The sequence below is a fragment of the Mucilaginibacter sp. SG564 genome (assembly GCF_013149275.1).
Lineage (GTDB): Bacteria > Bacteroidota > Bacteroidia > Sphingobacteriales > Sphingobacteriaceae > Mucilaginibacter.
In genome coordinates this window covers 390081-413876 of sequence record NZ_JABGNA010000005.1, presented here as the reverse complement: position 1 = coordinate 413876, position 23796 = coordinate 390081, and the positions used below count along the sequence as shown (strand labels likewise).

Here is a 23796-nt window from a genome sequence, read left to right as displayed (position 1 = left end):
ACTGGATTTTGAGCTGAATTTTTCTACAAAGCTTTAACCTCGATGGGGGTTGAAAAATTCTTTTGCTTCCGCGAGATTAGCGTATCTCGTGGATGGCATGATTAAAGCTTTCAGCTGAAAGCTGAAGCCATGCATACCACGGGCTGAAAGCCCGCGGCAGCTGAGCTATTCTTATTTAGGCCAAATAATTAATCATCATCCGATCCACCTTCGGCTTTTGATTCCAGGTAGAACGCTCCTTTTAGTGCCGCTTTGGCATTGGCGGGTAAATTGCTCATGGGTTTAATTTCTATATAGCCCAATTCCATTACACCGGTTGCTACTTCTGCTTTTTTAAAGCTGTAACTGGTTGTTTTACCTGCGCCTGTTTGTTCGTTGGTTACGATGTAAATGTATTGTCTGCCGCTTGAGCGAACCACCGCTTCAACCGGCACTGCCGGTACCATGTGGCTGCCTATATTGATGAGGGCGGTAACATACATTCCCGGGATCAGGTTTTTGTGCTGCCGGTTATCGATCTCAGCATGAACAATAACGCCTTTGCTTTCGTTCTCGAACGATTTGTTGATACCATTGATCTTACCTGTGATCATCATATCGCCCTGGTTGGTGAGCTGAAAATTTACTTTTTGACCAAGTTTTACCTGCATCAGGTCTTTTTCAAAAACGGTAAGATCACAATGGATCTTGGAGTTATCAACCACCTCCATAATCGATGTACCCGGCTGAACATAAGCCCCGGTGTTGGCAGATATTTTACCTACGGTTCCGGTAATGGGCGAAACCACCGGGAAACTGGAAACAATATTACCGCTGTTGATCCTGCCAGGATTGATACTTAATTGTCTGAGCTGGCTTTCAAAAGCGTTGATGCGCGAAAGCTCCGCATTATAGGTAGCCTGCGCCGATTGAAATGATTTGCCGGTTCCAGCGCCTGCATCCTGTAACTGGCGTTGCCGGTTAAACTCTGCCTGTACATAAGTAAAATTGCTTTTTGCAGCCAAGTAATCCTGCTGTATTTTGATAAGGTCCTGATTACTGATGGTAGCCAGCACCTGCCCGCGTTTTACCTGCTGCCCCTCGAGCACGCTGATATGGCCGATAACCCCACCTGAAAGGATGCTCACATCCGCCTTGTTTTGCGGCGGAACGGCCAGCTGACCGTTTGCTTTGATCACCGCGTCGAGATTCTTTTGCGGGATAACACCTACTTCAATACCCACATTTTTCATTTGTGCTTCGGTAAGTATCAAGTTATCCGGTTTGACAGCTTTTACATTGGCAGCCTCCTGCGGGCTGTCATTTTCTTTTTTTGCCGAATTGCCCGAACAGGCAGCCAGCAAACCGGCACCCAAAATAATCAGTACCGGTATAGCATATTTATATTGTTGAGTTTTCATTTTATTTCCCTTTGATATATTGAATTTGTATAGCCGATTGATTCAGGCGACTCACTGCGTCGAGGTAAGCCAACCGGGTTTGTATAGCCGCGGATGTATTCTGGATGTATTCGATATAGCCTATCTCGCCCAGATTGAAGGATACCTGTGCTATTCGTAATTGCTCATCGGCTTGCTTTAATCCACCGGAGGTGTAATAATCCACCGCTTGCCTGAATTTTTGATATTGCTGTAATTCCTGCTCATATTGGGTGCTGAGTTGCTGACGGGTTTGGCGGTAATTGATCTCGGCCACCTGTGCCCCCAGTTTTTCTGAACGGATACGCGCCGTATAAGCCTTACTGAAAACTGGTACGGCAACCCCCACTTGGAAACCACCAATGCGTGTACCCGGCGAGTAGCTCCGGTTGATATTGGCCGGATTGAAGCCAGCAATAAGCAGCTGCTGGTTATAGCCCAAAGTAAAATCGGGCATCAATCGCGATTTTTCAACGGCCACTTTTGCCCTGGCCACCTCAATCTGCTGAAGTCCCATGCCTACCTGCGGGTTATCGGCCACATTAGCGGCATCAGACCGCAGATCAAGCAGTATCGGTAAGGCGCTTTCGCTTACCGTCACAGGCTCATCCATATTCAATAATTGCTGGAGGGCCAATTCATTACTGCGCAGATCAGCTTGGGTGCCGATCCGTATCGCTTGAATCTCCTGGTATTTATTACGGGCGCTGATCACTTCCAGAGCGGATGTTTCGCCGGTTTTGCGCCGAATCTCCGCCTTTTTTACAAAACCTGAGTAGATGCTGTCCTGGTGGTCCAAAACCCGCAGCATTTCCCGGTTCAGGAGGTAAGCATACCAGGCACTACGTACCTGTTTAATGATATCGGCACGGGTTACAGCGCCCGAGCTTTCGGCCAGTTGAGTTTGCCGGTTCAGCAGTTTTCGTTGGTTTTTGTACAATCCCGGCCAGGCAATGTTTTGGGTTACGGCGATACTGTTATCAATGTTACCCCCACTGGTAGGATCCTGCGTAAGCAGAAACTCGGTCTTGGGCAAATCGGCCGATGATTTTTGTAAAGCCCGGGCCTGCTCAACCGATAGCCCGGCAGATCGCACTTTCAGATTTTGATTTAATGCTTTGGCTATCGCGCTATCCAGTGTTAATGGTGCGTTTTGCTGCGCATTTGCTTTGGGTGCACCGGCTATTGCCAGCATGCCCATGATCAAAATAGTTAACACTGCCTTGGGTAGTTTTATTTTACTTACCTCTTTCCGGTTAAATAGCAGGTACAGGCAAGGCAATACAAACAGGGTTAAAAACGTGGCAGTAACCAAGCCGCCTATCACTACGGTAGCCAGTGGTTTTTGCACTTCGGCACCCGCACTTGATGACAGCGCCATAGGCAGGAAGCCCAGCGAAGCAACAGAGGCCGTCATCAGTACGGGGCGCAGCCGTGTTTTGGTGCCTTCGAGTACACGATCGTAAATATTGCTCATGCCTTCTTCTTTCAGTTGATTGAAATAGCCAATGAGCACAATGCCATTGAGCACCGCTACACCAAACAGGGCAATAAAGCCAACCCCCGCCGAAATACTGAACGGCATTCCGCGAAGCAGTAATGCTGCTACACCACCCATAGAAGCCAAAGGTACAGCCGTAAAAATGAGCAGGCTTTCCTTAACCGAGCGAAAGGTAACATACAGCAGCACCAGTATAAACAACAAAGCAGCAGGCACGGCAATAGCCAAGCGGCTTTTTGCCGCCTGCAGATTCTGAAACTGCCCGCCATAGGTCATATAATAACCACCGGGTAATTTTATCCGGTTAGCCAGTTTATTCTGGATCTCGGTTACGGTTGATTCCACATCGCGGCCTTCTACGTTGAAACCTACATAGATACGGCGCTTACCATCCTCGCGGGATATCTGGGCCGGGGCATCTTTGATACCGATATCCGCCACCTGGTTCAGCGGAACTTTATTGCCCGAGGGGAGTGGGATGAGTAGGTTCTCCACGTTGGCAATGTTTTCGCGCAGGTTGCGGTCCATGCGCACCACCATATCAAAACGTTTTTCGCCCTCAAATACCACACCGGCCACATTGCCGGCAAAGGCGGTTTTGAGTATCATATTCACATCGCTGATATTTAAGCCGTATTGGGCCATCCTGTCGCGGTTATAGGCTACCTGGATCTGAGGCAAACCGATCACTTTTTCGATATAGGGCTCGGTTACACCTTTTACTGTCGATATCTCTTTTGCGATCTTGCCAGCCTCATCAGCCAGTACATCCAGGTCTTCGCCATAAATCTTAATGGCAACATCCTGCCTGATGCCGGTCATCAATTCATTAAAACGCATTTGCATGGGTTGCGAGATAGAGGCATGGATACCGGGAATTTCCTCCAGTACGGCTTCCATTTTTGCTGACATTTCTTCCCTGGTCGCGGCGTTTTTCCATTCACTCTTTGGTTTCATCGCCAGCATCATATCTGCTTTTTCAATAGGCATAGGGTCGGTCGGTATCTCCGAACTGCCTATCCGGGTAACCGCTTGTTTGATCTCCGGGAAACGAGCTTTCAATAATTTCTCGGCCTTTCCGAAGGTTTTAACCACTTCGGAAAGTGAGGTGCCCTGCATCATCGAGATCTCCACGGTGAGGTCGCCTTCTTCCAGTGTAGGAATAAATTCGCCACCCATGCGACTGAATGCCCATATCGAGATACCAAATAATATAAAAACCACCACAACGATAAGCGTTTTTACTTTCAATACAGCCACCAGCGCGTGCTGATAAATACGCTGTAAAAAAGTGATGATACGATCTGAAATATTGGTTTTGTGTACCGTGTTTTTGCTCAGGAACAAGGCGCTGGCCATCGGTACATAAGTAAGCGAAAGGATGAACGCACCCAAAATGGCAAAGGCCACGGTTTGCGCCATCGGCCGGAACATTTTACCTTCGATACCGATGAGCGACAATAGGGGGAGATAAACGATGAGGATAATGATCTGCCCGAAAGCCGCCGATTTCATGAGCTTGCCAGCGCTGTTTTGTACCTCCGTATCCATTTGTTCGGTACTCAGCTTTTCGATAGTATTATTTTGGTAGCGACCGCTCGTAATGTGATGCACCACGCTTTCCACAATAATTACCGCGCCATCCACAATAAGTCCGAAGTCGATAGCTCCTAAACTCATCAGGTTGCCAGAAACATTAAACAGCCTCATCATCAGAAACGCGAACAACATAGCCAGCGGAATAACCGAAGCCACCACCAGGCCTGCCCTGAAGTTGCCCAACAGGAGCACCAGCACAAAAATAACGATCAGCGCACCCTCTAATAGGTTACGCTTTACGGTACCGATGGCCCGGTTAACCAGTTCGGTGCGGTCAATGAAAGGCTCAATGGTTACACCCTCGGGCAATGATTTTTTGATCTGCACCATGCGCTCTTTTACATTTTTGATCACCTGGCTAAAGTTTTCGCCTTTGAGCATCAAAGTAACACCGGCAACAACTTCGCCTTCGCCATTCCGGGTTACTGCGCCGTAGCGGGTGGCACTGCCAAACTGCACCATGGCAATATCGCGTATTAAAACGGGCGAGCCTTTTACATTTTTTACAACAATCTTTTTGATATCATCCAGTGATTTTACCTGCCCCAGGCCGCGGATAAAGTAAGCGTTGTTGAGTTGCTCGATGTAGGAGCCGCCTGTGTTTTCGTTGTTTTTTTGTAGAGCGGAGTACACATCGGGTATAGTAAGTCCCAGTGAATTGAGCTTGTCGTTATCCAGCGCAACTTCGTATTGTTTAACAAAACCACCCCAGCCACTTACTTCGGCTACGCCAACTGTACCAGCTAATTGTGTGCGTACCAGCCAATCCTGTATGGTCCGCAGATCGGTAGCTGTGTACTTTTGCTCATAACCCTTTTTGGTATGGATCACGTACTGATAAATTTCGCCAAGGCCGGTAGTTATTGGGGCAAGTGTGGGCTGACCAAGATCAGTTGGTATACTGCTTTCGGCTTCTTTTAACTGGGCAGTTACCTGCTGGCGTGCCCAGTATATATCAATATTGTCTTTAAAAACCAGGGTTATAACGGAGATGCCCGAACGGGAGATAGATCGTTTTTCAACTATCCCGGCAATATTGGCCATGGATAGTTCAATAGGAGCAGTAATAAACTGCTCCACTTCCTGTGCACCCAGATTGGGTGCCTGCGTAATGATCTGTACCTGGTTGTTGGTAATATCAGGCTGCGCGTCGACCGGTAAATGGGCAGCGGAATAAATTCCGGCAATCACCAGCAACAACGTCATGATTCCGATAGTTACCTTGTTCCGGATAGAGAACGCGATAATATGATCAAACATGAAATTTTATTAAATTAATGCGACAATCCATGCCTCGTCATTGGTGATGACAGGCAAAAAAAATAAAAAGGAAATTCGAATTAACTTAATTGCGGCGGCTGCCAGATTGCTATATCCTGCTCAGATAAGGCAGGGATGATGAGATCGGGATATGGAACAAAAGTGTTTTGCTGAAAGGTTGGAACTTGCGCCTGTGAGTCGATATCCCGAACGCTTGAACAGCAGGAGCAGGAGCAAAGCGGTGTGCAGGCTTCGCGGGTGCAATCCTTATTGCCATCATGAGCCTGCCTGATGGTCAGGTGTGTTTGAGCCCATGCCGCATCGTCCCTGTCCTGGCACGGCATTACCGACAGGAGGGAGATGTACAAGCTTATGATGATGGCGATATATTTCATCGGGCACAAAGTTAGGCTATTTATGGCAAACAAAAAACCCCGACCAATTTGGTCGGGGTTTTTTAAATCGTTGTTTGATTATTGAGCGTTTTTTTTCTCAGTTACTTCTTTACGAATATCGCTCGCTAAAACTTTTAAAGCCTGCATAGCATTCCTTAAACGGGTACCGGCAGCTTTGTTACCTTTTTCATAAAAACTGGCAGCATCAGCTTCGGCCGCAGCGATTAATTCTTTTAATTTTTGAAAATTTTCCATAATTATTATTTGAGCTGGCTAAACTAAAAAATTTATGCAAATAAAATACCTGAACTTTGTTTCTATCGACATCAAGTTCAATAAAGTGTTCTTAGGTTAACATTTATTTAAAACGAACTATCATTCTTTGATCGTTTGACCGCAATCGGTAAAAATATTATCACCAATTGTATTGTCAAAGGGTGCCACATCCTGTATTACCCGCGATGGGTAGCGTGTAGTATTAAACTTGCCCGTCCAATCGGCATTTTTGTTATCTCCCACCAGTATTCCTGTAGCGGCTTTTTCGATATGGTTATTTTTAATAACACAATTGCTGGCTGCTATGTAAAAGCCAATCTCCGATTTCCCCCTGCCCATACCGTACATCAACCTGATGCCGGTTTTAACATTGCTGATGGTATTATGAGTAATGATATGACCTGTGCCGTTAATGCGTATGCCGCCGGTGCCGCCATTAATTACATTGCTATCAATCACACAGTCGTGCCCGCCGCGCATAACCAGTTCGCCCTCACAGTTTTCAAAATAGTTATGGATATAACTATTGCCAGAACTTTTATTGCTGATCACTTCGGGTTCGCCATTGCAATTGATAAAACGATTGTAACGCACTATAGATTTGGCAATGGAAGTTCCCAACAATACCGGATCCTGACCTATCTGCACGCATTCGCCGCCATTAAATACCTTCCAGTTAACCTTTGCCTTGTTTTCAAATATATTATTTTCTATAAGGGTATTTACCGGGCAAGCCTCTTTGGTGATCTTTATTTGTAGTTCCTGGTTATCGATGTTGGAGATAAAACGGCAACTGTCTACCCGGTTGTGCTGCCCTGTACCAGATACAATAACCAGTGGCGTAAACTGGGCTTTAGCCGCGTTTTGTGTAAATAAGCATTGTGTTAAACGACAGTCTGTGGAATTTTTAAATTCTACCAATACACCGACTTTTCCATCGGCTTTAAGCACATTGCAGCCCTTAAAAATTAAACCCTGTAATACGATATAACTCCCGGATATTTCGAATACCGACTGATCGGTATCGCCTGTAAATATCACCTTGTCGCGGGTTTCTGCGCGAATGCTTAAAGGGTGAGCTGCGTTAGCTACGGTCGGCACCTTTACGGCCCAGCCGGTATAAGTACCATTGGCGATGATGATTACATCTCCTGCGACCGCCTGTGAGACTGCAGTTTTAAACTCTTCCTGTGAGCGAACGGTAAAGTTTTTGCAAATGGCTGCCTGGCTGAACAGCAAAGCCAATAGTATAATTAATGTGTTTTTCTTCATGTTTTAATTGGTGTATGGTTGGTGAATTTCACCAATAAATAACCAAAAAAATATAGACTTATACAGGATTATCTACGAAAACGATTGCGGTACCGGGTGCTGAATCAGTATTGGGAAACAGATTTTTAATAGAAACAAAAAAGGCTTTACAAGAAATTGTAAAGCCTTTTTTCAAGGTGGAGAATATCGGAGTCGAACCGATGACCTCTTGCATGCCATGCAAGCGCTCTAGCCAGCTGAGCTAATCCCCCGGATTGGGCTGCAAATATATCACATTATGCAGTAAAACAAAATCTCTTGTTAATAATTTTTTATTATTCCCTATCAGTAGCAATAACATTGTTATCTACAGAACTTTAAAAAGAAGTAAAACTGAGATGGATGGTAACAGGAAACCTAAGCTCTTAAAATAAGTAAAGCCCCTGATGGGCAGGGGCCTTTACTAACCAATTATAAACCTAAATTATGAGAAGACTTTTTTATCGTTTTTTTATTATGGTGTAAAAGTAACACTAAGTTTTCAAATTCACCAATTTTATTTTGTAATTTTTTTGTAACATTTATCAAATACTTGTCTGTTTTGTATTTGATTATCAAAAATACTAATAAAACTTTAATAATGTGATAAATTTTAAATTTTTTTATCTCGCTTTGTATTATTAGTAAGTTTTGTGTCTATTTATTTATAGTACAAGCCTGTTTTTTTTAAAATTTTTATTTAGGGCTATATTTTATGTTAAAAAAATGTTAAAAAAACGTATTAAAATAAGATATGCCTTGATTTTTATATGGTTTTTTGATAAAAATTCTAACAAATTGATGAAATTCTCTTTTTAATAGGTCTGTTTCTCAAAAAAATAATTGCAAATCAATTCTTTTTATCAAAATATTAAACTCCATAAATTCTATCTTATTGTTTGTTGTGAAAGAAAAATTACTTTAAACAAGCATCATTTTAAAAATGCTTTGTCACTTTTGCAGGTGATTTTATATTTTATTGATCATGACCGCTACCGATACCGCTAAAGAACACCCGCATTTAACATCATTTACTTTATGGATCATGACCATTGCTACCGGCTTGGTGGTAGCCAACATCTATTATAACCAACCTTTGCTCGCCGATATCGCACACACTTTTGGTATCACCGATAAAAAGGCCCAGCAATTATCCCTGTTTACGCAAATTGGTTATGCCAGCGGACTATTGTTTATTGTACCGCTGGCAGATATGGTAAAACGCAAACAGTTAATATTATTGGATTTTATCCTGGTAATTTTTGCTTTATTGGTCAGCGCGCTTGCCCCATCTATATTGGTGCTAACCATTGCCGGCTTTTTATTGGGTTTATCCTCTATTATACCACAATTATTAATTCCCATGGCTGCCCATTTGGCTAAACCGCATGAACGGGGTAAAAAACTGGGCTTTGTGATGAGTGGATTGTTGATAGGTATATTGCTTTCCCGTACACTGAGCGGTTTTATTGGGCAGCATTTTGGCTGGCGAAGTATGTATTATATAGCTACAGGCCTAATGGCGGCTATGTGGCTGATGATATTTTTCTTTTTACCCGAGGTGGAGCCTGATTATAAAGGCAACTATAAAAAATTGATGACCTCGCTTATTCATTTAATAAAAACACAGCCCAAACTCCGCATGGCGTCTTTCAGGGGGGCTTTGTGCTTTGCTGGTTTCAGCGCCTTTTGGACTACCCTTGTGTTTTTATTAAAACAGCCCCAGTTTAACGAGGGCAGCGCGGCAGCAGGAGCCTTTGGACTGGTGGGGGCCTTTGGTGCGCTGGCAGCAGGTTTAATGGGCCGCCTGAGCGACAAAATGAATCCTTATAAGTTATCCGGCTATACTTTATTGCTGGTGCTCATCTCTTATATTATCTTTTATTTCTCCAGCAGTAGCATTGCCGGACTTATTATAGGCGTAATTGTTTTGGATATGGGGGTACAGGCCACGCACATCTCTAACCAATCTATCATTTTTGCTTTGATACCCGAGGCCCGCAACCGTTTGAATACGGTATACATGGTGTCTTATTTCGTGGGCGGTGCATCCGGAACATTCCTGGCCAGTTTGCTTTGGAATAATTACGGGTGGGCGGGGGTATGTGCCATTGGCGGTGGGTTAGCGGTTATCGCGTTGATCGCCCACTTTATTAATTATAAAGAAAACGTCCGGAGTTAGCATTACTGTACGCATTGTTCGGTTAACGTACGCTTTTTTGGTTATGTAAGCATGAGCGCTGTCTACAAAAACAGATTTTTCCGTCGATATAAAAGTATCTCAAATACAGTCATTTACATCAAATTGTAATTTTTTTTACAGATTTTGATGACTTTTTTCTGCTGCAATCAATTTTTTGGCACTGATTTGGAATAATAGTTATTAAATGTAACTGTTATGAAAGCTATAAAGAAAACCATTAAGGAAGAAGAGAAAGAATGGGAGAATCCGATAGAGCCGACAAAAACATCAGATGAGCGTGATAAAGAACAGATACTAAGGCAATACAAGGAAGCCAAACGCAGGAAGGATAACCTTACCGAAGACGACGACGATAAAAAGAAGAATTAAAGAAACTTAAAATACACAAAAACTAAAACTATGAAAAGTACCAAAAAACCATCAATCAGTAAATTAGTTGCCAATTTTGATAACCAGTTAAGAAAGATCATCATGAACGATCTGAAAGCTATTAAAAGCAGAACACCTTTATTGCCAACTGCCGCTTAATCATTACAAACTAAACACTTACCTACAACACCAACACAAGCTATGAAAAATTATAAAACACCATCTGCAAGTAAATTGATAACCCGCTTTGATAACCAGTTGTTAGATATTTTATTAGAAGATCTTAGAAATTTCAGAGCGAAGAACAGATTTAAACAAAGCAATCAACAGACAGCCACACGACAAACATTGTCAGCTGCCTGATCAACATATATACATCATACCTATGAAAAGATAAAGCCCTGTGTAAGCAGGGCTTTATTTGTTTTGAGCGTATTTAACGATCAGGCCGGCTGTTTTTTCTGAGGCGCCTGGCTGGCCCATGCGCTGGTCCAGTTCGTTATAATCGGCCAGTACTTTTTGGCGGTATGCTTTATTATTGATCAGCAGGTTAACCTCCTCGCTGATCCTGGCAGCTGTACAATCTTCCTGTATCAGCTCTTTAATAATGCCACGGCCAACAATCAAATTTGCCAGCGATAAGAATTCTACCTTGATTACCATGCGGCCAACGGCTATGGTTAGCGGATTGGCCTTATAAACTACCACCTGTGGTACATGAAACAAGGCCGTTTCTAATGTGGCTGTGCCCGAGGCTACCACTGCGGCCTGGGCATGGCTCAATAAATTGTACGTAGTATTAAACAGCACCGGGATATTTTTACCTCCTAAAAACTGATCGTAATAATCCTGTTTAAAGGATGGCGCACCGGCTATTACTAACTGGTGATCCGGAAAACGATTGGCAATGCCTATCATTTCGGGCAGCAGGTTGCTGATCTCCTGCTTACGGCTGCCGGGTAGCAACGCGATGATCTTTTTGCCGTTGAGCTGATGCTGCTGCAAAAAGTCGGGATCGGGTTTAAAAGCGGCGATAGCATCCAGCAGCGGATTGCCCACATAATCAACCTCCATGCCCCAGCTTTTGTAAAAATCAACCTCAAAAGGCAGTATGCAGAAAAGATGGTTCACTAGCTTTTTGATCTTTAACACCCTTTTCTGGTTCCAGGCCCAAACCTTGGGCGATATGTAGTAATTTACCTTTAACCCGATGGTTTGTGCATAAGCGGCAATTTTAAGGTTAAAGCCGGGTATATCAATAAGGATAAGCACATCGGGCTGCCAGTCATGAATATCCTGCTTGCACTCTTTGATGTTTTTGAGAATGGCCGGCAAATTTACGATCACTTCTACCAGGCCCATATAGGCCATTTCGCGGTAGTGTTTTACCAGGGTGCCGCCTTCGGCGAGCATCAGGTCGCCGCCAAAAAATCGGAACTCCGCATCGGGGTCGAGCGTTTTTAGGGCCTTCATTAAATTGGCCCCATGCATATCGCCCGAGGCTTCGCCGGCTACCAGGTAATATCTCATCGTATAGGCTGCAGTTTAAATACAAATATGGCCAGCATAAATATAAAAGTAACGGCTGCTATACCGATCACGGTTTTATCCAACTTTTTTCTGGCATACCATCTGATAATCAACAAATTTAAAGCAATAGCTATCAGATACGGCGTACCTGGTTTATTGAACAATAAAAAATTGCCTTTTAACAGGTACAGAAAAATGAACAGACTTATGGCCGGTAATATGGCGCCATAAATGGTGCCTGCCGTTACGGTATTGTGCTTAAACATTGAATTTCCAATTATTTAGATAAGGAATAGCATGGTGCGCCGTCATATCAAACTGAACAGGGACTACCGATACATAGTTGTGCTCCAGTGCCCAAACGTCGGTATCTTCGCCACCATCATTTAGTTGAAAAACACCGGTTAGCCAATAGTATGGTCGTTTATGCGGATCAACCCTTTCGTCAAATTCCTCGGCCCATTTGGCAGCCGCCTGGCGGCATACTTTAATTCCTTTTAGGTGAGGGGTATTCGGAAAATTTACATTGAGCAGGGTAGCCTGCGGCAGGCCATTGGCCAGAACCTGTAAGGCTAATTCCTTAATATATTTTACGCAGTGACTAAAATCGGCCTGTAGGGTATAGTCATCTAAAGAAAAACCTATGGAAGGGATGCCTTCTATTGCGCCTTCCACAGCGGCCGACATGGTGCCGGAGTACAATACATTGATGGAGTTATTTAAACCATGGTTGATGCCGGATACACACAGATCGGGCTTTTGACCTTTAAATATTTTATTTACGGCCAGCTTTACACAATCAACTGGGGTGCCCGAACAGCGGTACATTTCAATACCTTCGTACAGATCCACCTTATCCAAACGCAGTGGCTTACCTATAGTAATGGCGTGACCCATGCCCGATTGCGGACTATCAGGTGCTACTACCACTACCCGGCCTATCTCGCCCATGGCTTCCATCAGCACTTTTATACCAGGGGCAGTTATGCCATCGTCGTTTACAACAAGTATGGTTGGTTTCGCTTTATTCATGCTGCGAAATTACTGATATTTGAGGGAAAACCTCTCCTAAATCCTCTCCAAAGGAGAGGACTTTAAACGTTAACCGTAATAAACTTTGTCATCCTGAACGCAGTGAAGAATCTGCTTACCGCTATACTTATTCAATAATAGATCCTTCGTTCCTCAGGATGACAAATGAATTTTTCCCCTGTCGTCTGTGCCCTCACAGACAACAATGCAAATCGTTTGTGAGGACACAGACGATGGTTAAAGCTTTAAAACGTTAACCCAAATAAACTTGTCATTCTGAACACAGTGAAGAATCTACTAACCGCTATGCTTATGCAAGAATAGATCCTTCGTTCCTCAGGATGACAAATGAATTTAGCTGTTAGCCGTTTTACTCCTCCGTCAGGATAGTAAACACAAAGTCAAGCGGTTCAAAATGGCGTACGAGTTCATCAACAAATGATTGTCCCCATTTTACATACATTAAACCAAAATTTTCGGTACGTTCCTGCAGGCTGTCTTTAGGGAAAAGCTCGGCTTTTACTACGGATAGCTGCTCCAGTCGAACATCATAATTGCGCTTTTCGGCACGGATGAGTTTCTTTTCCAGGTTATCAACGGCGTGTTTCAGGCGGGCCTGCACGGCAGCTGCTGAGGGCGATAGTGTTGGGTCGATCTTATAAGAGCGCAGTTTGATCTTTTCAAAAACGGCGGTCAGTTCGCGCCATTCACCTTCCAGCGAAAGATTATGATCGCTGTGTTTTTTGATCCATTCGGTTTGCAGGGCATCTGTTTGTTTAAACAGCGCCGCCACATCCAGATCCATGCGCTCAATTTTGGCAGCCTGCTCTTTACGAACCACCAGGGCCGAGTTACGCAAGATGAGAATAGGAAAGTCAACCTTATAAAAATCAAAATTTGATTTCAGTTCCAGCCAGTACACCACTTCGGCGCCACCACCGATGTAGGCGATGTTGGGTAAAATACACTCCTGGTAAAGCGGACGCATCACCACATTGGGACTAAAGCGTTCGGGTGCTGTCGCGATCTCCTCCTTGAGCTCGGCCTCGGTAAAGCGAATATCGGTATTCATTACCTGGTAGCTATCCTGTTCAAAAACAATACGTTCGCGCAGTTGGTCCTTCAGGTAAAAAAAGTTGATCTCGCGTGGATTAACCTGTATATGTACCCCCAGTTTCTGCAATTGCTCGTTGGTGGTGCTTATATTTTTAAAGCTGTTTTGGTGGATGATATCCTGCTCCATGATGGGAGCGAACTGCTGTTTAAACTCATGATCGTCGGCATCAATGATCACCAGGCCGTACTGGCCAAACAGCGCATTGACCAGATAGCGGGTGGCATCGGCCAGTTTATCAAATTTGGTGTAGGCGGTTTCTACAATTTCGGCCAGTTCTTTGGAGTGACCTTCCATGCCCAAAACACCTTTATATTGGTTGAGGGCCTGCCGCATAGTATCGGGGTTGATGCGTCCGGTAGCGCCGGAAGCCTCGTACCACCAGTGTACCTTTTTGCCGCCAATGTTGGTATAATTGATCTCGGCAAAGTCATGATCTTCGCTGGCCATCCAGTAAACGGGTACAAAGTTTTTATCGGGATGGGCTACTTTTAATTGCTGGGCCAGTTTTATAGCGGTAGCAATTTTGTACAAAAAATATAAGGGACCGGCAAAAATATTAAGCTGATGACCTGTGGTTATGGTATAGGTATTATCCTCTTTCAGCAGATCGAGGTTGTGTTTTACGATGGATGGATAAGGCTCGTTATGGTTATACTGCTTTGATAGCACACGATGCAGGATCTCCCGGTTGGCAACAACTTTTTTGTTTTTCAACAGCTCGGCAAAACCGGTCATATCCGGGCGGTAGCTGTAAAAAGGTTTCAGGTCTGCCCGGTTTTCGAGGTAATCAATAACCGTTGGCGAAAAAAAGCCGGTGTTTTTATAACTTGTACAGGAAGCTTCCATCTGTAAGCAATTGTTGAATTAGTGATTTAGCGAATTAGTGATTTAACTAACTCTCCGTATACGTCAAAAAACGTATGGAAGCCAAATGTAAAATCATTAGTGGTAACGCACCACAAATTAACATTATTTTACAATTTGTCCATAAAGATCAAAGTCTTCGGCGCTGTTAACTTTCACATTTACAAAGCTTCCAACGGTGGCATAATCAATGCTGGCATCAATCAATACTTCGTTATCCACCTCTGGCGAATCAAATTCGGTACGGCCCACAAAGTAATCACCATCTTTTTTATCGATCAGTACTTTGAAGGTTTGACCCACTTTTTCCTGGTTCTTATCAAACGAAATACCCTGTTGAATTTCCATAATGGCATCGGCACGGTCCTGTTTAACTTCTGCAGGTACGTCATCCACTAAAGAGAAAGCATGTGTTTTTTCTTCGTGCGAGTAAGTAAAGCAGCCCAGGCGGTCGAACTTGGTTTCCTCTACCCATTCCATCATTTCTTCAAAATCGCGCTCGGTTTCGCCGGGATAGCCGGTGATAAGCGTGGTACGCATAGCTATGCCCGGTACCCTGTCGCGGATCTCGTTGACTACGTCGATAGTTTTTTGTTTGGTAAGCCCACGGCGCATAGATTTCAGCATATTATCGCTGATGTGCTGCAAAGGCATATCCATGTATTTGCAAATATTGTCGCGCTCGTTCATCACATCCAAAATTTCCATCGGGAAACCAGAAGGGTAGGCGTACTGCAGCCTGATCCATTCTACACCGTTTACATCACTCAGGCGGCGCAGCAACTCATCAAGGTTACGTTTGCCGTACAAATCCAGACCGTAATAGGTGAGGTCCTGGGCAATCAGTATCAGTTCCTTGGTGCCGTTTTTAACCAGGGCCTGCGCATCTTTAACCAATTGGTCGATAGGCGTGCTCAGGTGCTTGCCGCGCATCAAGGGGATAGCGCAGAACGAGCAGGGACGGTTACAGCCTTCGGCAATTTTAAAATAAGCGAAGTGTGATGGTGTGGTGAGCAAACGCTCACCAATGAGTTCGTGTTTATAATCGGCTCCTACGGAGGTTAATAAATTCTGCAGGTCGTTGGTGCCGAAATAGGCATCCACGTTGGTGATCTCGGCTTCCAGCTCGGGTTTGTAGCGCTCGCTGAGGCAGCCGGTTACAATTACTTTGCCTACTTTGCCTTGTTCTTTCAGTTCGCTGTATTGCAAAATGGTATCGATAGATTCCTGCTTGGCATTATCAATAAAGCCGCAGGTATTGATCACCACGATATCGTTTTTACCAACTTTATCCGCCTCATGCACCACATCAAACTGATTGCCCTTAAGCTGACCCATCAATATCTCCGAGTCGTATATATTTTTGGAGCAGCCCAAAGTAACTACGTTTACACGTTGTTTAACAGCTTTAGCTATCGGCTTTGAAATTTCTTTTGTTTTCATAACACACTAATCATTGCAATAACCATAATGTCATTGCGAGGAACGAAGCAATCGCGAACTATGTATAAGAATGCAAGGGAGGAGATTGCTTCGTCGTTCCTCCTCGCAATGACATATTTTATATTATTGTTTGAATAGAGAGTCCACGAAGGCCTGCCTGTCAAACAACTGCAAATGTTCTACGCCTTCACCTACACCTATATACTTTACGGGAATCTTAAATTGATCCGATATGCCGATCACCACACCGCCTTTGGCTGTACCATCCAATTTGGTTAAGGCCAGGGCGTTTACATTGGTGGCTTCGGTAAATTGCTTGCATTGCTCAATGGCATTTTGCCCGGTTGAGGCATCCAGCACCAGCAGTATCTCATGCGGAGCGCCGGGAATTACCTTTTGCATTACGTTTTTGATCTTGGTGAGCTCGTTCATCAGGCCAACTTTATTGTGCAAACGGCCTGCGGTATCTATAATGGCTACATCATCGCCTGCCGCCACTGCCGAACGCAGGGTATCGTAAGCTACAGAAGCCGGATCGGAACCCATGGCTTGTGCCACTACTTTTACACCAACACGCTCGCCCCAAAGTTTGATCTGATCCACCGCAGCGGCACGGAAGGTATCCGCAGCGCCTAAAACCACCTGGTTACCTGCTTGCTTTAGCTTGTGGGCCAGCTTGCCGATGGTGGTAGTTTTACCAACACCGTTAACACCAACCACCATAATAACGTATGGTTTGTGGTTACCATATTCAAAATTCCGGAAATCGTTGCTGTTGTTTTCGGCCAGGAGTTGTTGTATCTCGTCTTTCAGCAGGTTGTTCAGCTCGCCGGCGCCTACATATTTATCGCGGGCCACGCGGGCTTGTATACGCTCGATGATTTTGAGGGTGGTGCTTACACCTACGTCTGATGTTACCAGAACCTCTTCCAGCTCATCCAAAACGTCGTCGTCAACGGTTGATTTACCGGCAATTACCTTGGTGATCTTTGAAAAAAAGTTATCCTTGGTTTTTTCTAAACTGGTATCAAGCGCCTGCTGTTCCTGCTGCGTATTTTCCTTTTTCTTAAAAAAATCAAATAATCCCATAGTGATCAGAATTTTCAGAATTCTAGAATTCTCAGAATTAAAATATATTACTCAGGATAAAAGAATCAACTTACTTGACATTCTGTCAATTCATTAATTCTGTAAATCCTGATTCAGACTAGCCTCAACAAAAAAAGCCCTCTCGTAAAAACAAGACGGCTTCGTATATTTTGATCGGCAGTGATTACAGTGTTTTACCTGCAATTGCATCCTTAACAAAATCGTTAGGGACAATTTGTGTTTTGAATGAATAAGCACCAGTTTTTGGTGATTTATTCATGGTGATCACTTTTGAATATTCTTTGCCTTTACCTGCTACTTTCAGTGTTGCAACTACTTTCTTTGCCATGTTGTTTAATTATTGAGTTAGTGAATTATTGAATTAGTGATTTCAGCTTAAAGCTTAATCAATCATCAATTGAATCAACTAATTATTTAATCTCTTTGTGAACGGTTACTTTACGTAAAACCGGGTTGAATTTTTTCAATTCTAACCTTTCAGTTGTATTTTTTTTGTTTTTGGTGGTAATATAGCGAGACATGCCTGGCATACCGCTTGTTTTGTGTTCAGTACACTCTAAAATTACCTGAACCCTGTTGCCTTTTTTTGCCATTTTCTTTTTATGTTGTACGTGTAGCCTCACGGCTTACGCAATTTTTCAAATTATTCTGCACGCTTTCCATTTCACGTATAACGCAAAACCTCAAACGTACAACCTACTAAATGTATCCTTTTTTAACAAATTTATTGATACAGGCAGTAATACCGTTTTTGCTGATAGTTTTAACAGCTGATGTAGATACCTTTAAGGTAATCCATTTATCTTCTTCAGGGATATAAAACTTTTTAAGTTTTAAGTTAGGATGAAACCTGCGTTTTGTTTTAACGTTTGAGTTAGAAACGTTATTACCTACAATAGATCCTTTTCCTGTTAGATCACAAATTCTTGACATGACAAATATTTTTAATTATCAACCCTTTATTCAAAAAGAGTTTGCAAATATCAGACTTTTAAATCAAATATTCAAGCACGTTTTTAAAATATTTCAAATTCTTTTAAAAAGAGGGCATTGGCTTTGATCTCAACCCGTTACCGGCCATGAAATTACTTCTTAAATTTTTTTAATAAGTAGTGATTTTAATTTATACTTAACACATAAATTACTAATTTACGCCCTCCATTAAACCATTATGAAGATTACATCATTTGACGAATACAAGCAGGTTTACCAGCAGAGTGTTGAACAGCCTGAGCAGTTTTGGGCCGGCATTGCCGATAATTTTTACTGGCACAAAAAGTGGGATAAGGTGCTTGACTGGAACTTTAAAGAACCAAACGTAAAATGGTTCCAGGGTGCCAAACTCAATATTACTGAAAACTGTTTGGACCGTCACCTGGAAACCCAGGGCGATAAACCCGCTATTATATGGGAGCCCAATGATCCGCAGGAAGATCACCGCGTATTAACCTACCGTCAGTTGCATGATAAGGTTTGCCAGTTTGCCAACGTGCTCAAAAACAACGGCGCTAAAAAAGGCGACCGTATCTGTATCTACATGCCCATGGTACCCGAGCTGGCCATCGCTGTTTTGGCCTGTGCCCGTATTGGTGCTATTCACTCTGTAGTATTTGGTGGCTTTTCGGCCCAGTCTATTGCCGACAGGATCAATGATGCCGAATGTAATATCGTGATCACTGCCGACGGCGGTTTTCGTGGTAATAAGGATATCCCTTTAAAAAATGTAATTGATGATGCCCTGGTTCAATGCAAATCCGTTAAAAAAGTAATTGTATTAACCCGCAGCCGCACACCGGTATCCATGATCAAGGGCCGCGATGTATGGTGGGAGGATGAAGTAAAAAAGGTAGAAACCCAGGGCAATCCACAATGCCCGGTTGAAATAATGGATGCCGAGGATATGCTGTTCATCCTGTATACTTCGGGCTCAACCGGTAAACCCAAAGGTGTAGTGCATACCTGCGGCGGATACATGGTGTATGCCGGTTATACTTTTGCCAACGTGTTCCAGTATAATAAAGGAGAGGTGTATTTTTGTACTGCCGATATAGGCTGGATCACCGGGCACTCTTATATAGCCTACGGGCCGCTATCACAAGGTGCTACTACCTTGATGTTTGAAGGAGTGCCTACCTACCCGGATGCAGGCCGTTTCTGGGAAATAGTTGATAAATACAAAGTAAACATATTATATACCGCGCCAACCGCCATCCGCTCCTTAATGAGCTTTGGCGAAGAGCCTTTGAAGGGTAAAGATCTGAGCTCATTGAAAAAACTGGGATCCGTAGGTGAGCCTATTAATGAAGAGGCCTGGCATTGGTTTGATGAAAAAATTGGTCATGGTAAATGCCCCATTGCCGATACCTGGTGGCAAACAGAAACCGGTGGTTTAATGATATCGCCTATTTGTAATGTAACCCCAACTAAACCGGGTTATGCTACCTTGCCGCTGCCTGGCATTCAGCCCATATTGGTTGATGAAAATGGTAAAGAGGTGGAAGGTAACGGCGTAAGCGGTAACCTGTGTATAAAATTCCCGTGGCCCGGTATGCTGCGCACTACTTATGGCGATCATGAGCGTTGCCGCACCACTTATTTCGCTACTTACGAAAACCTGTATTTTACCGGTGACGGCTGTTTGCGTGATGAGGATGGTTATTACCGTATCACAGGTCGTGTGGATGATGTGCTGAACGTATCCGGTCACCGTATTGGTACTGCCGAAGTGGAAAACGCCATCAACATGCACAGCAGTGTGGTGGAGTCGGCTGTGGTTGGCTATCCGCATGATATCAAAGGACAGGGTATTTACGCTTTTGTAGTATGCCCTAAGCATCATGCCGATGATGACCTCACCCGTAAAGATATCATGATGACCGTATCGCGTATCATTGGCGCTATTGCCAAACCCGATAAGATCCAGTTTGTAACCGGGTTGCCTAAAACACGCTCGGGCAAGATCATGCGCCGCATATTGCGCAAGATTGCCGAAGGCGATACCTCTAATTTAGGCGATACTTCTACACTGCTTGATCCGGCGGTGGTTGATGAGATTAAGGCAGGAGCTTTGTAGCATTTTGAGAAGCAAGAAATAAGAATCAGGAATCAAGACAAAACAAATGCAAATGTAATACTGCCGCGGGCTTTCAGCCCGTGGTGATCATGGCTCAGCTTCCTGCTGATGTAGGCTGGAAGCTTACTACATACCCCCACGAGATACGCTACACTAATCTCGCGGGAGCGAAAGATAAAAAAACAGATTTGTCATGCTGAACGAAGTGAAGCATCTATTATTAAACTTTTCAATTTGTAGAATAGATCCTTCGCTCCTCAGGATGACAAAAATAAAATGCAAACCCCTCTATGCGCGAAGCGGAGAGAGGGGTGACGAGCGCAGCGATGTCGGGGTGAGTCGATGTGGTCAAGGAACAAGGACTCTTTTGAAAATCAGAAATTAAAGACAGATGCAAGGAATCAGGAGCAATAGATCGGTAAAAATAAAGCGCTGGGCTTTTCTCCTGGTTCCTTGCATCCTTATTTTTTTATCATTTTCTAACCTGGCATTTACGGCAAAGCCATCCGGCAAGTACCGGCTTGATTTTTTTACCAAAAGCAACCAGTTTTACCTTTGCGATTCGGCTTATAAAAGTAATACGGGTTCCAATACCTTCTGGACACCCGAAGCTTATCACGACAGATTAGGCGTTGACTATGACATCCTCGGCATCAGTATCGAAAGCTATGGACATGTAAAAGCCGACCTGGAAATATTGGACAGTGCCGATCCTGAAAACGATTTTAGCCGGTATGATCATGTGGTTGAGGCTGGCATCACCGTACAATCGGGCCTGTTGCAGGTGCTCAACTTTCCGGATTATAAATCATATCTCAAGCTCATCGTCACTCCCGGAAAATACCGGGTACGGGTTTATTCTTCAGGATTAAACAACGTAGATCCCGAAGCCGACGAAGGCCAGGATCATTATAAAATTACGATGTGGCCCGATAGCCGCATGGCACGCAAAGTATTAAAGCAGTTTGTGAAAAAATAACTACAGCAAACAGCTCCAGTAAACCCAGGCTATAAACAAAAGCTGTAAGGGTATCCGGAACCATAAGTACTCAGGGCCAGGGCCATCAAACGCGGCTTTTTCCATGTTGAGGTGCTTTATGGCTGCATGTATATTGGCCGGGGTAAGCACCACAAAAAACAGGATAAGGCACCATGCGGTAAGCGTACGGGCAGCAGGAATAAGCAAACCTACGGCGGCTGCTATTTCTATCACCCCGGTAATATATACTATCTGTTTTTTGTAGGGGATAAATGCAGGCAGCATCATGGCCATGCCCTGGGTAAACTTAAAATGCCCAAGAGCGGTAAACGTCGTCATCACGGCCATAGCTATCTGGGCTGATAGTTTTATATTAAAGCCACCGGTTAATTTGGTAACGATGAGGCCTATGCCAAATGTGGCCAGTAGTACGATCAATACTTTCATATGTGTGTTCTCCTGATGCAAAGTTGAGGATATACCCAACAGCAAACAATGAACCTAAGTTAAGTAATGCGGCGGCGTATCCGGCTCAATCCCTGTGGGGTAACGCCTATATATGATGCAATATATTTAAGGGGGATCTGCCTGATGAGATGCGGCTGCTCGGTAAACAAGTTCAGGTAACGCTGTTCGGCGCTGTCATTTAATAAGGATAATTCTCGTTTGGATTTGTTGAGGAAAATGGCTTCGCTGGCATGGCGGCCGATAGTCTGGCCAACTGCTGTTTCTTTATAGATAGTCTGCAAATCATCATAAGTTAGCCGCCATAAAGTGGTATCGGTTAATGCCTGAATCTGGTAGTGCGATGGCTGCCGGGTTAAAAAGGAATCGTATGCGCTGATAAAGTTGTTGGCAAAAACAAAGGTAAAAGTAAGGTCATTCTCTTGTTTGGGGATGTAGTAGCGAACGATGCCTGTTTCCATAAATGAAAGGTAATTCTCAGCTTGCCCCGTTTTTAAAAGCACCGCCTTGTTCGGAAACTCCTGCCTGGTCAGCTTCGACGAAAACAGCTGCCAGTCACCATCGCTCAGGGGAACAATCCGCTCAAAGTATTCCCGTATTTTTTCCATGGGATGAAGATAGGGACTTGGGATTATATTTTGCCATTGTACTGGTGTTATGCTGGGATTTAAAGTTCTTGCTTATTGAAATAAAAAACTGCGGCAATCGCTCGGCAGGAGCCGACAGGTGTTGGGAAGACATAAATTTATACCGAACGTTGTCATTTCGATGAGCAGAAGCTGAGGCCTGGGCGGGAGGGCGAAGAGAAATCTTGTACGATTTGCTTATCTCAGCGTATAAGATTTTTCGCTGCGCTCAAGAGATAGTTTCTCCTCGTACCTCGTCGAAATGACAACTTTTTCTTCTTCCCAACACCTTTGGGCTGGAGCCGAGCGACTGCATGAGGTGTAATGGGAGAGAGGGGTTTCTACGCGCGATGATTATCCTGTTCCATGAACCCCTTCCTCCCCTTCCCGAGGTAAGGAATCGCACAAAGGCCTTGGCTCTTTTGATGGCTGTCATGCTGAGCTCTGTCGAAGCATAGTGGGCAGACCTTTGCGCGCGCGTCTTCGACAGGCTCAGACTGACAAGTCACCCTGAGGCTTACATCATCCAGCCACAGGTTCCATCATATTTTTCATATTGCGCGCCACCTCTATATCAGGGCTGCGGTATTTATACTCAGGAATTGAGGCCAGCGACGAGTCGTGCACCTGTTCTCCCAAGCCGTAAAACTGTTGGAAACTCATGATCAGCGGGCGCCACTTGTCGGGATCAACGCGGTTAGGATCGCCATTCATAATGATGGATTCTTCCAGGTAAACCTGTACTATTTTTAATTCCATGGTTACAATGCGGCCGCGTTGCAGGTCGTTGTCTTCGCCAATGGGATGTATTTGGGCTACATGGGCTTCCATTTGCACCGGACATTCTATGGCGCGTGGGGCGGCTACTTTTTGCGAGGGTACCGGGGTTAGTCCGGCAACGCCAAATTTATCGGGCTCATAATAATAACCGCGGCCTTGTTTGGCCTCAGGCACGGGATTCATGCCGGTTTTCAGGGCCAGGTTATTTACGGCCTGCACTTCATTAACCGATGGCAGGTTTAAAACACACTGGCCGGTGCGTTGAAGGTTCTGTACTGTTTTGGAGGTAGTGGCCATACCGATGATACAACGCCAGCCCAACCAGAAAACCGATGATATAGGCGCTAAATTATAGGATCCATCCTCGTTCAGTGTACTGATGAGTACTACCGGGGTGCCGAAGTACAGGATGGCGGGTTCGCTTATTTTATGCATGATGATACGTTTTGATAATTGTTGAATACGC

General features: G+C 44.2%; 23 protein-coding genes and 1 tRNA gene. 6 read left to right on the top strand and 18 right to left on the bottom strand.

The genetic code is table 11. The features are described from left to right. Window positions 1–188 precede the first annotated feature (188 nt). The 6 genes from FHW89_RS14160 to FHW89_RS14135 form a co-directional block, all read right to left on the bottom strand. The gene (locus tag FHW89_RS14160) at window positions 189–1400 is read right to left on the bottom strand and encodes an efflux RND transporter periplasmic adaptor subunit (protein ID WP_172335697.1); all 1212 of its coding nucleotides are present in this window, start codon (window positions 1398–1400) and stop codon (window positions 189–191) included. Between the two features lies 1 nt (window position 1401). Beyond that, window positions 1402–5778, bottom strand: a complete 4377-nt coding sequence (locus FHW89_RS14155) for a CusA/CzcA family heavy metal efflux RND transporter (protein WP_172335696.1) — start codon at window positions 5776–5778, stop codon at window positions 1402–1404. Window positions 5779–5858: 80 nt separating this feature from the next. Continuing rightward, on the bottom strand, window positions 5859–6173 hold the full coding sequence (locus tag FHW89_RS14150; protein ID WP_172335695.1) for a DUF6660 family protein: 315 nt from the start codon (window positions 6171–6173) through the stop codon (window positions 5859–5861). 78 nt (window positions 6174–6251) lie between these two features. Continuing rightward, window positions 6252–6428 (bottom strand): histone H1, encoded by a 177-nt coding sequence (locus FHW89_RS14145; protein WP_172335694.1) that lies wholly within the window; start codon window positions 6426–6428, stop codon window positions 6252–6254. A 120-nt stretch (window positions 6429–6548) separates the two neighbouring features. After that, window positions 6549–7721, bottom strand: coding sequence for a chondroitinase-B domain-containing protein (locus FHW89_RS14140; protein WP_172335693.1), 1173 nt, complete (start codon window positions 7719–7721; stop codon window positions 6549–6551). Window positions 7722–7898: 177 nt separating this feature from the next. Further along, window positions 7899–7972, bottom strand: a tRNA-Ala gene (locus tag FHW89_RS14135). Window positions 7973–8724: 752 nt separating this feature from the next. Here FHW89_RS14135 and FHW89_RS14130 point away from each other — a divergent pair. From FHW89_RS14130 to FHW89_RS14120, 4 genes are all read left to right on the top strand, one after another. Then, window positions 8725–9921 carry an MFS transporter gene (locus FHW89_RS14130; protein WP_216650571.1) on the top strand — a complete coding sequence of 399 codons (1197 nt, stop codon included), beginning with the start codon at window positions 8725–8727 and terminating at the stop codon, window positions 9919–9921. A gap of 216 nt (window positions 9922–10137) precedes the next feature. Next, the gene (locus tag FHW89_RS14125) at window positions 10138–10311 is read left to right on the top strand and encodes a hypothetical protein (RefSeq protein WP_172335692.1); all 174 of its coding nucleotides are present in this window, start codon (window positions 10138–10140) and stop codon (window positions 10309–10311) included. Window positions 10312–10341: 30 nt separating this feature from the next. After that, window positions 10342–10470: a hypothetical protein gene (locus FHW89_RS28985; protein WP_256367798.1), complete on the top strand. Its 129-nt coding sequence runs from the start codon at window positions 10342–10344 to the stop codon at window positions 10468–10470. A gap of 42 nt (window positions 10471–10512) precedes the next feature. After that, window positions 10513–10674 carry a hypothetical protein gene (locus FHW89_RS14120; RefSeq protein ID WP_172335691.1) on the top strand — a complete coding sequence of 54 codons (162 nt, stop codon included), beginning with the start codon at window positions 10513–10515 and terminating at the stop codon, window positions 10672–10674. Between the two features lie 54 nt (window positions 10675–10728). Here FHW89_RS14120 and lpxB read toward each other — a convergent pair whose 3' ends face one another. The 9 genes from lpxB to rpmB form a co-directional block, all read right to left on the bottom strand. Continuing rightward, window positions 10729–11841 (bottom strand): lipid-A-disaccharide synthase, encoded by a 1113-nt coding sequence (lpxB, locus tag FHW89_RS14115; RefSeq protein ID WP_172335690.1) that lies wholly within the window; start codon window positions 11839–11841, stop codon window positions 10729–10731. Continuing rightward, window positions 11838–12107 (bottom strand): hypothetical protein, encoded by a 270-nt coding sequence (locus FHW89_RS14110; RefSeq protein ID WP_172335689.1) that lies wholly within the window; start codon window positions 12105–12107, stop codon window positions 11838–11840. Before FHW89_RS14110 ends, lpxB begins: the two co-directional genes overlap by 4 nt. Further along, window positions 12100–12873 carry a 5'/3'-nucleotidase SurE gene (gene surE / locus FHW89_RS14105; RefSeq protein ID WP_172335688.1) on the bottom strand — a complete coding sequence of 258 codons (774 nt, stop codon included), beginning with the start codon at window positions 12871–12873 and terminating at the stop codon, window positions 12100–12102. The genes FHW89_RS14110 and surE overlap by 8 nt, the downstream gene beginning before the upstream one ends. Window positions 12874–13243: 370 nt before the next feature. Continuing rightward, the gene (gene bshC, locus FHW89_RS14100; protein WP_172335687.1) at window positions 13244–14836 is read right to left on the bottom strand and encodes a bacillithiol biosynthesis cysteine-adding enzyme BshC; all 1593 of its coding nucleotides are present in this window, start codon (window positions 14834–14836) and stop codon (window positions 13244–13246) included. 123 nt (window positions 14837–14959) lie between these two features. After that, window positions 14960–16297, bottom strand: coding sequence for a 30S ribosomal protein S12 methylthiotransferase RimO (gene rimO / locus FHW89_RS14095; RefSeq protein WP_172335686.1), 1338 nt, complete (start codon window positions 16295–16297; stop codon window positions 14960–14962). Between the two features lie 123 nt (window positions 16298–16420). Further along, entirely contained in the window at window positions 16421–17386 is a 966-nt protein-coding gene (ftsY, locus tag FHW89_RS14090; protein WP_172335685.1) for a signal recognition particle-docking protein FtsY, read from the bottom strand. Window positions 17387–17570: 184 nt separating this feature from the next. Next, window positions 17571–17735 carry a DUF4295 domain-containing protein gene (locus FHW89_RS14085; protein WP_076376000.1) on the bottom strand — a complete coding sequence of 55 codons (165 nt, stop codon included), beginning with the start codon at window positions 17733–17735 and terminating at the stop codon, window positions 17571–17573. An 82-nt stretch (window positions 17736–17817) separates the two neighbouring features. Then, entirely contained in the window at window positions 17818–18000 is a 183-nt protein-coding gene (gene rpmG / locus FHW89_RS14080) for a 50S ribosomal protein L33 (protein WP_022830075.1), read from the bottom strand. A 106-nt stretch (window positions 18001–18106) separates the two neighbouring features. Then, on the bottom strand, window positions 18107–18340 hold the full coding sequence (gene rpmB / locus FHW89_RS14075; protein WP_022830076.1) for a 50S ribosomal protein L28: 234 nt from the start codon (window positions 18338–18340) through the stop codon (window positions 18107–18109). A gap of 238 nt (window positions 18341–18578) precedes the next feature. On the opposite strand from rpmB, the gene acs reads away from it, so the two are divergent. Together acs and FHW89_RS14065 are read left to right on the top strand one after the other, a co-directional pair. Next, window positions 18579–20480, top strand: coding sequence for an acetate--CoA ligase (gene acs / locus FHW89_RS14070; protein WP_172335684.1), 1902 nt, complete (start codon window positions 18579–18581; stop codon window positions 20478–20480). A gap of 391 nt (window positions 20481–20871) precedes the next feature. Continuing rightward, window positions 20872–21459 (top strand): hypothetical protein, encoded by a 588-nt coding sequence (locus tag FHW89_RS14065; protein WP_172335683.1) that lies wholly within the window; start codon window positions 20872–20874, stop codon window positions 21457–21459. Here FHW89_RS14065 and FHW89_RS14060 read toward each other — a convergent pair whose 3' ends face one another. The 3 genes from FHW89_RS14060 to FHW89_RS14050 all read right to left on the bottom strand — a co-directional run bounded on the left by FHW89_RS14060 (window position 21460) and on the right by FHW89_RS14050 (window position 23765). Then, window positions 21460–21906, bottom strand: a complete 447-nt coding sequence (locus tag FHW89_RS14060; RefSeq protein ID WP_172335682.1) for a DoxX family protein — start codon at window positions 21904–21906, stop codon at window positions 21460–21462. It abuts the gene before it with no gap. Window positions 21907–21965: 59 nt separating this feature from the next. Beyond that, complete coding sequence (locus FHW89_RS14055; protein ID WP_172335681.1) at window positions 21966–22532, bottom strand: Crp/Fnr family transcriptional regulator; 567 nt, start codon at window positions 22530–22532, stop codon at window positions 21966–21968. Between the two features lie 540 nt (window positions 22533–23072). Continuing rightward, on the bottom strand, window positions 23073–23765 hold the full coding sequence (locus FHW89_RS14050) for a flavin reductase family protein (RefSeq protein ID WP_172335680.1): 693 nt from the start codon (window positions 23763–23765) through the stop codon (window positions 23073–23075). Window positions 23766–23796 lie beyond the last annotated feature (31 nt).

Bases quoted from the DNA above. Each gene is read 5' to 3' on its own strand.
- FHW89_RS14055 (WP_172335681.1), bottom strand. From the start codon at position 22,532: ATGGAAAAAATACGGGAATACTTTGAGCGGATTGTTCCCCTGAGCGAT.
- surE (WP_172335688.1), bottom strand. From the start codon at position 12,873: ATGAATAAAGCGAAACCAACCATACTTGTTGTAAACGACGATGGCATA.
- rpmB (WP_022830076.1), bottom strand. From the start codon at position 18,340: ATGTCAAGAATTTGTGATCTAACAGGAAAAGGATCTATTGTAGGTAAT.
- FHW89_RS14050 (WP_172335680.1), bottom strand. From the start codon at position 23,765: ATGCATAAAATAAGCGAACCCGCCATCCTGTACTTCGGCACCCCGGTA.
- FHW89_RS28985 (WP_256367798.1), top strand. From the start codon at position 10,342: ATGAAAAGTACCAAAAAACCATCAATCAGTAAATTAGTTGCCAATTTT.
- FHW89_RS14150 (WP_172335695.1), bottom strand. From the start codon at position 6,173: ATGAAATATATCGCCATCATCATAAGCTTGTACATCTCCCTCCTGTCG.
- FHW89_RS14130 (WP_216650571.1), top strand. From the start codon at position 8,725: ATGACCGCTACCGATACCGCTAAAGAACACCCGCATTTAACATCATTT.
- FHW89_RS14160 (WP_172335697.1), bottom strand. From the start codon at position 1,400: ATGAAAACTCAACAATATAAATATGCTATACCGGTACTGATTATTTTG.
- rimO (WP_172335686.1), bottom strand. From the start codon at position 16,297: ATGAAAACAAAAGAAATTTCAAAGCCGATAGCTAAAGCTGTTAAACAA.
- ftsY (WP_172335685.1), bottom strand. From the start codon at position 17,386: ATGGGATTATTTGATTTTTTTAAGAAAAAGGAAAATACGCAGCAGGAA.
- FHW89_RS14085 (WP_076376000.1), bottom strand. From the start codon at position 17,735: ATGGCAAAGAAAGTAGTTGCAACACTGAAAGTAGCAGGTAAAGGCAAA.
- FHW89_RS14120 (WP_172335691.1), top strand. From the start codon at position 10,513: ATGAAAAATTATAAAACACCATCTGCAAGTAAATTGATAACCCGCTTT.
- FHW89_RS14140 (WP_172335693.1), bottom strand. From the start codon at position 7,721: ATGAAGAAAAACACATTAATTATACTATTGGCTTTGCTGTTCAGCCAG.
- acs (WP_172335684.1), top strand. From the start codon at position 18,579: ATGAAGATTACATCATTTGACGAATACAAGCAGGTTTACCAGCAGAGT.
- bshC (WP_172335687.1), bottom strand. From the start codon at position 14,836: ATGGAAGCTTCCTGTACAAGTTATAAAAACACCGGCTTTTTTTCGCCA.
- FHW89_RS14065 (WP_172335683.1), top strand. From the start codon at position 20,872: ATGCAAGGAATCAGGAGCAATAGATCGGTAAAAATAAAGCGCTGGGCT.
- FHW89_RS14145 (WP_172335694.1), bottom strand. From the start codon at position 6,428: ATGGAAAATTTTCAAAAATTAAAAGAATTAATCGCTGCGGCCGAAGCT.
- FHW89_RS14060 (WP_172335682.1), bottom strand. From the start codon at position 21,906: ATGAAAGTATTGATCGTACTACTGGCCACATTTGGCATAGGCCTCATC.
- rpmG (WP_022830075.1), bottom strand. From the start codon at position 18,000: ATGGCAAAAAAAGGCAACAGGGTTCAGGTAATTTTAGAGTGTACTGAA.
- FHW89_RS14110 (WP_172335689.1), bottom strand. From the start codon at position 12,107: ATGTTTAAGCACAATACCGTAACGGCAGGCACCATTTATGGCGCCATA.
- lpxB (WP_172335690.1), bottom strand. From the start codon at position 11,841: ATGAGATATTACCTGGTAGCCGGCGAAGCCTCGGGCGATATGCATGGG.
- FHW89_RS14155 (WP_172335696.1), bottom strand. From the start codon at position 5,778: ATGTTTGATCATATTATCGCGTTCTCTATCCGGAACAAGGTAACTATC.
- FHW89_RS14125 (WP_172335692.1), top strand. From the start codon at position 10,138: ATGAAAGCTATAAAGAAAACCATTAAGGAAGAAGAGAAAGAATGGGAG.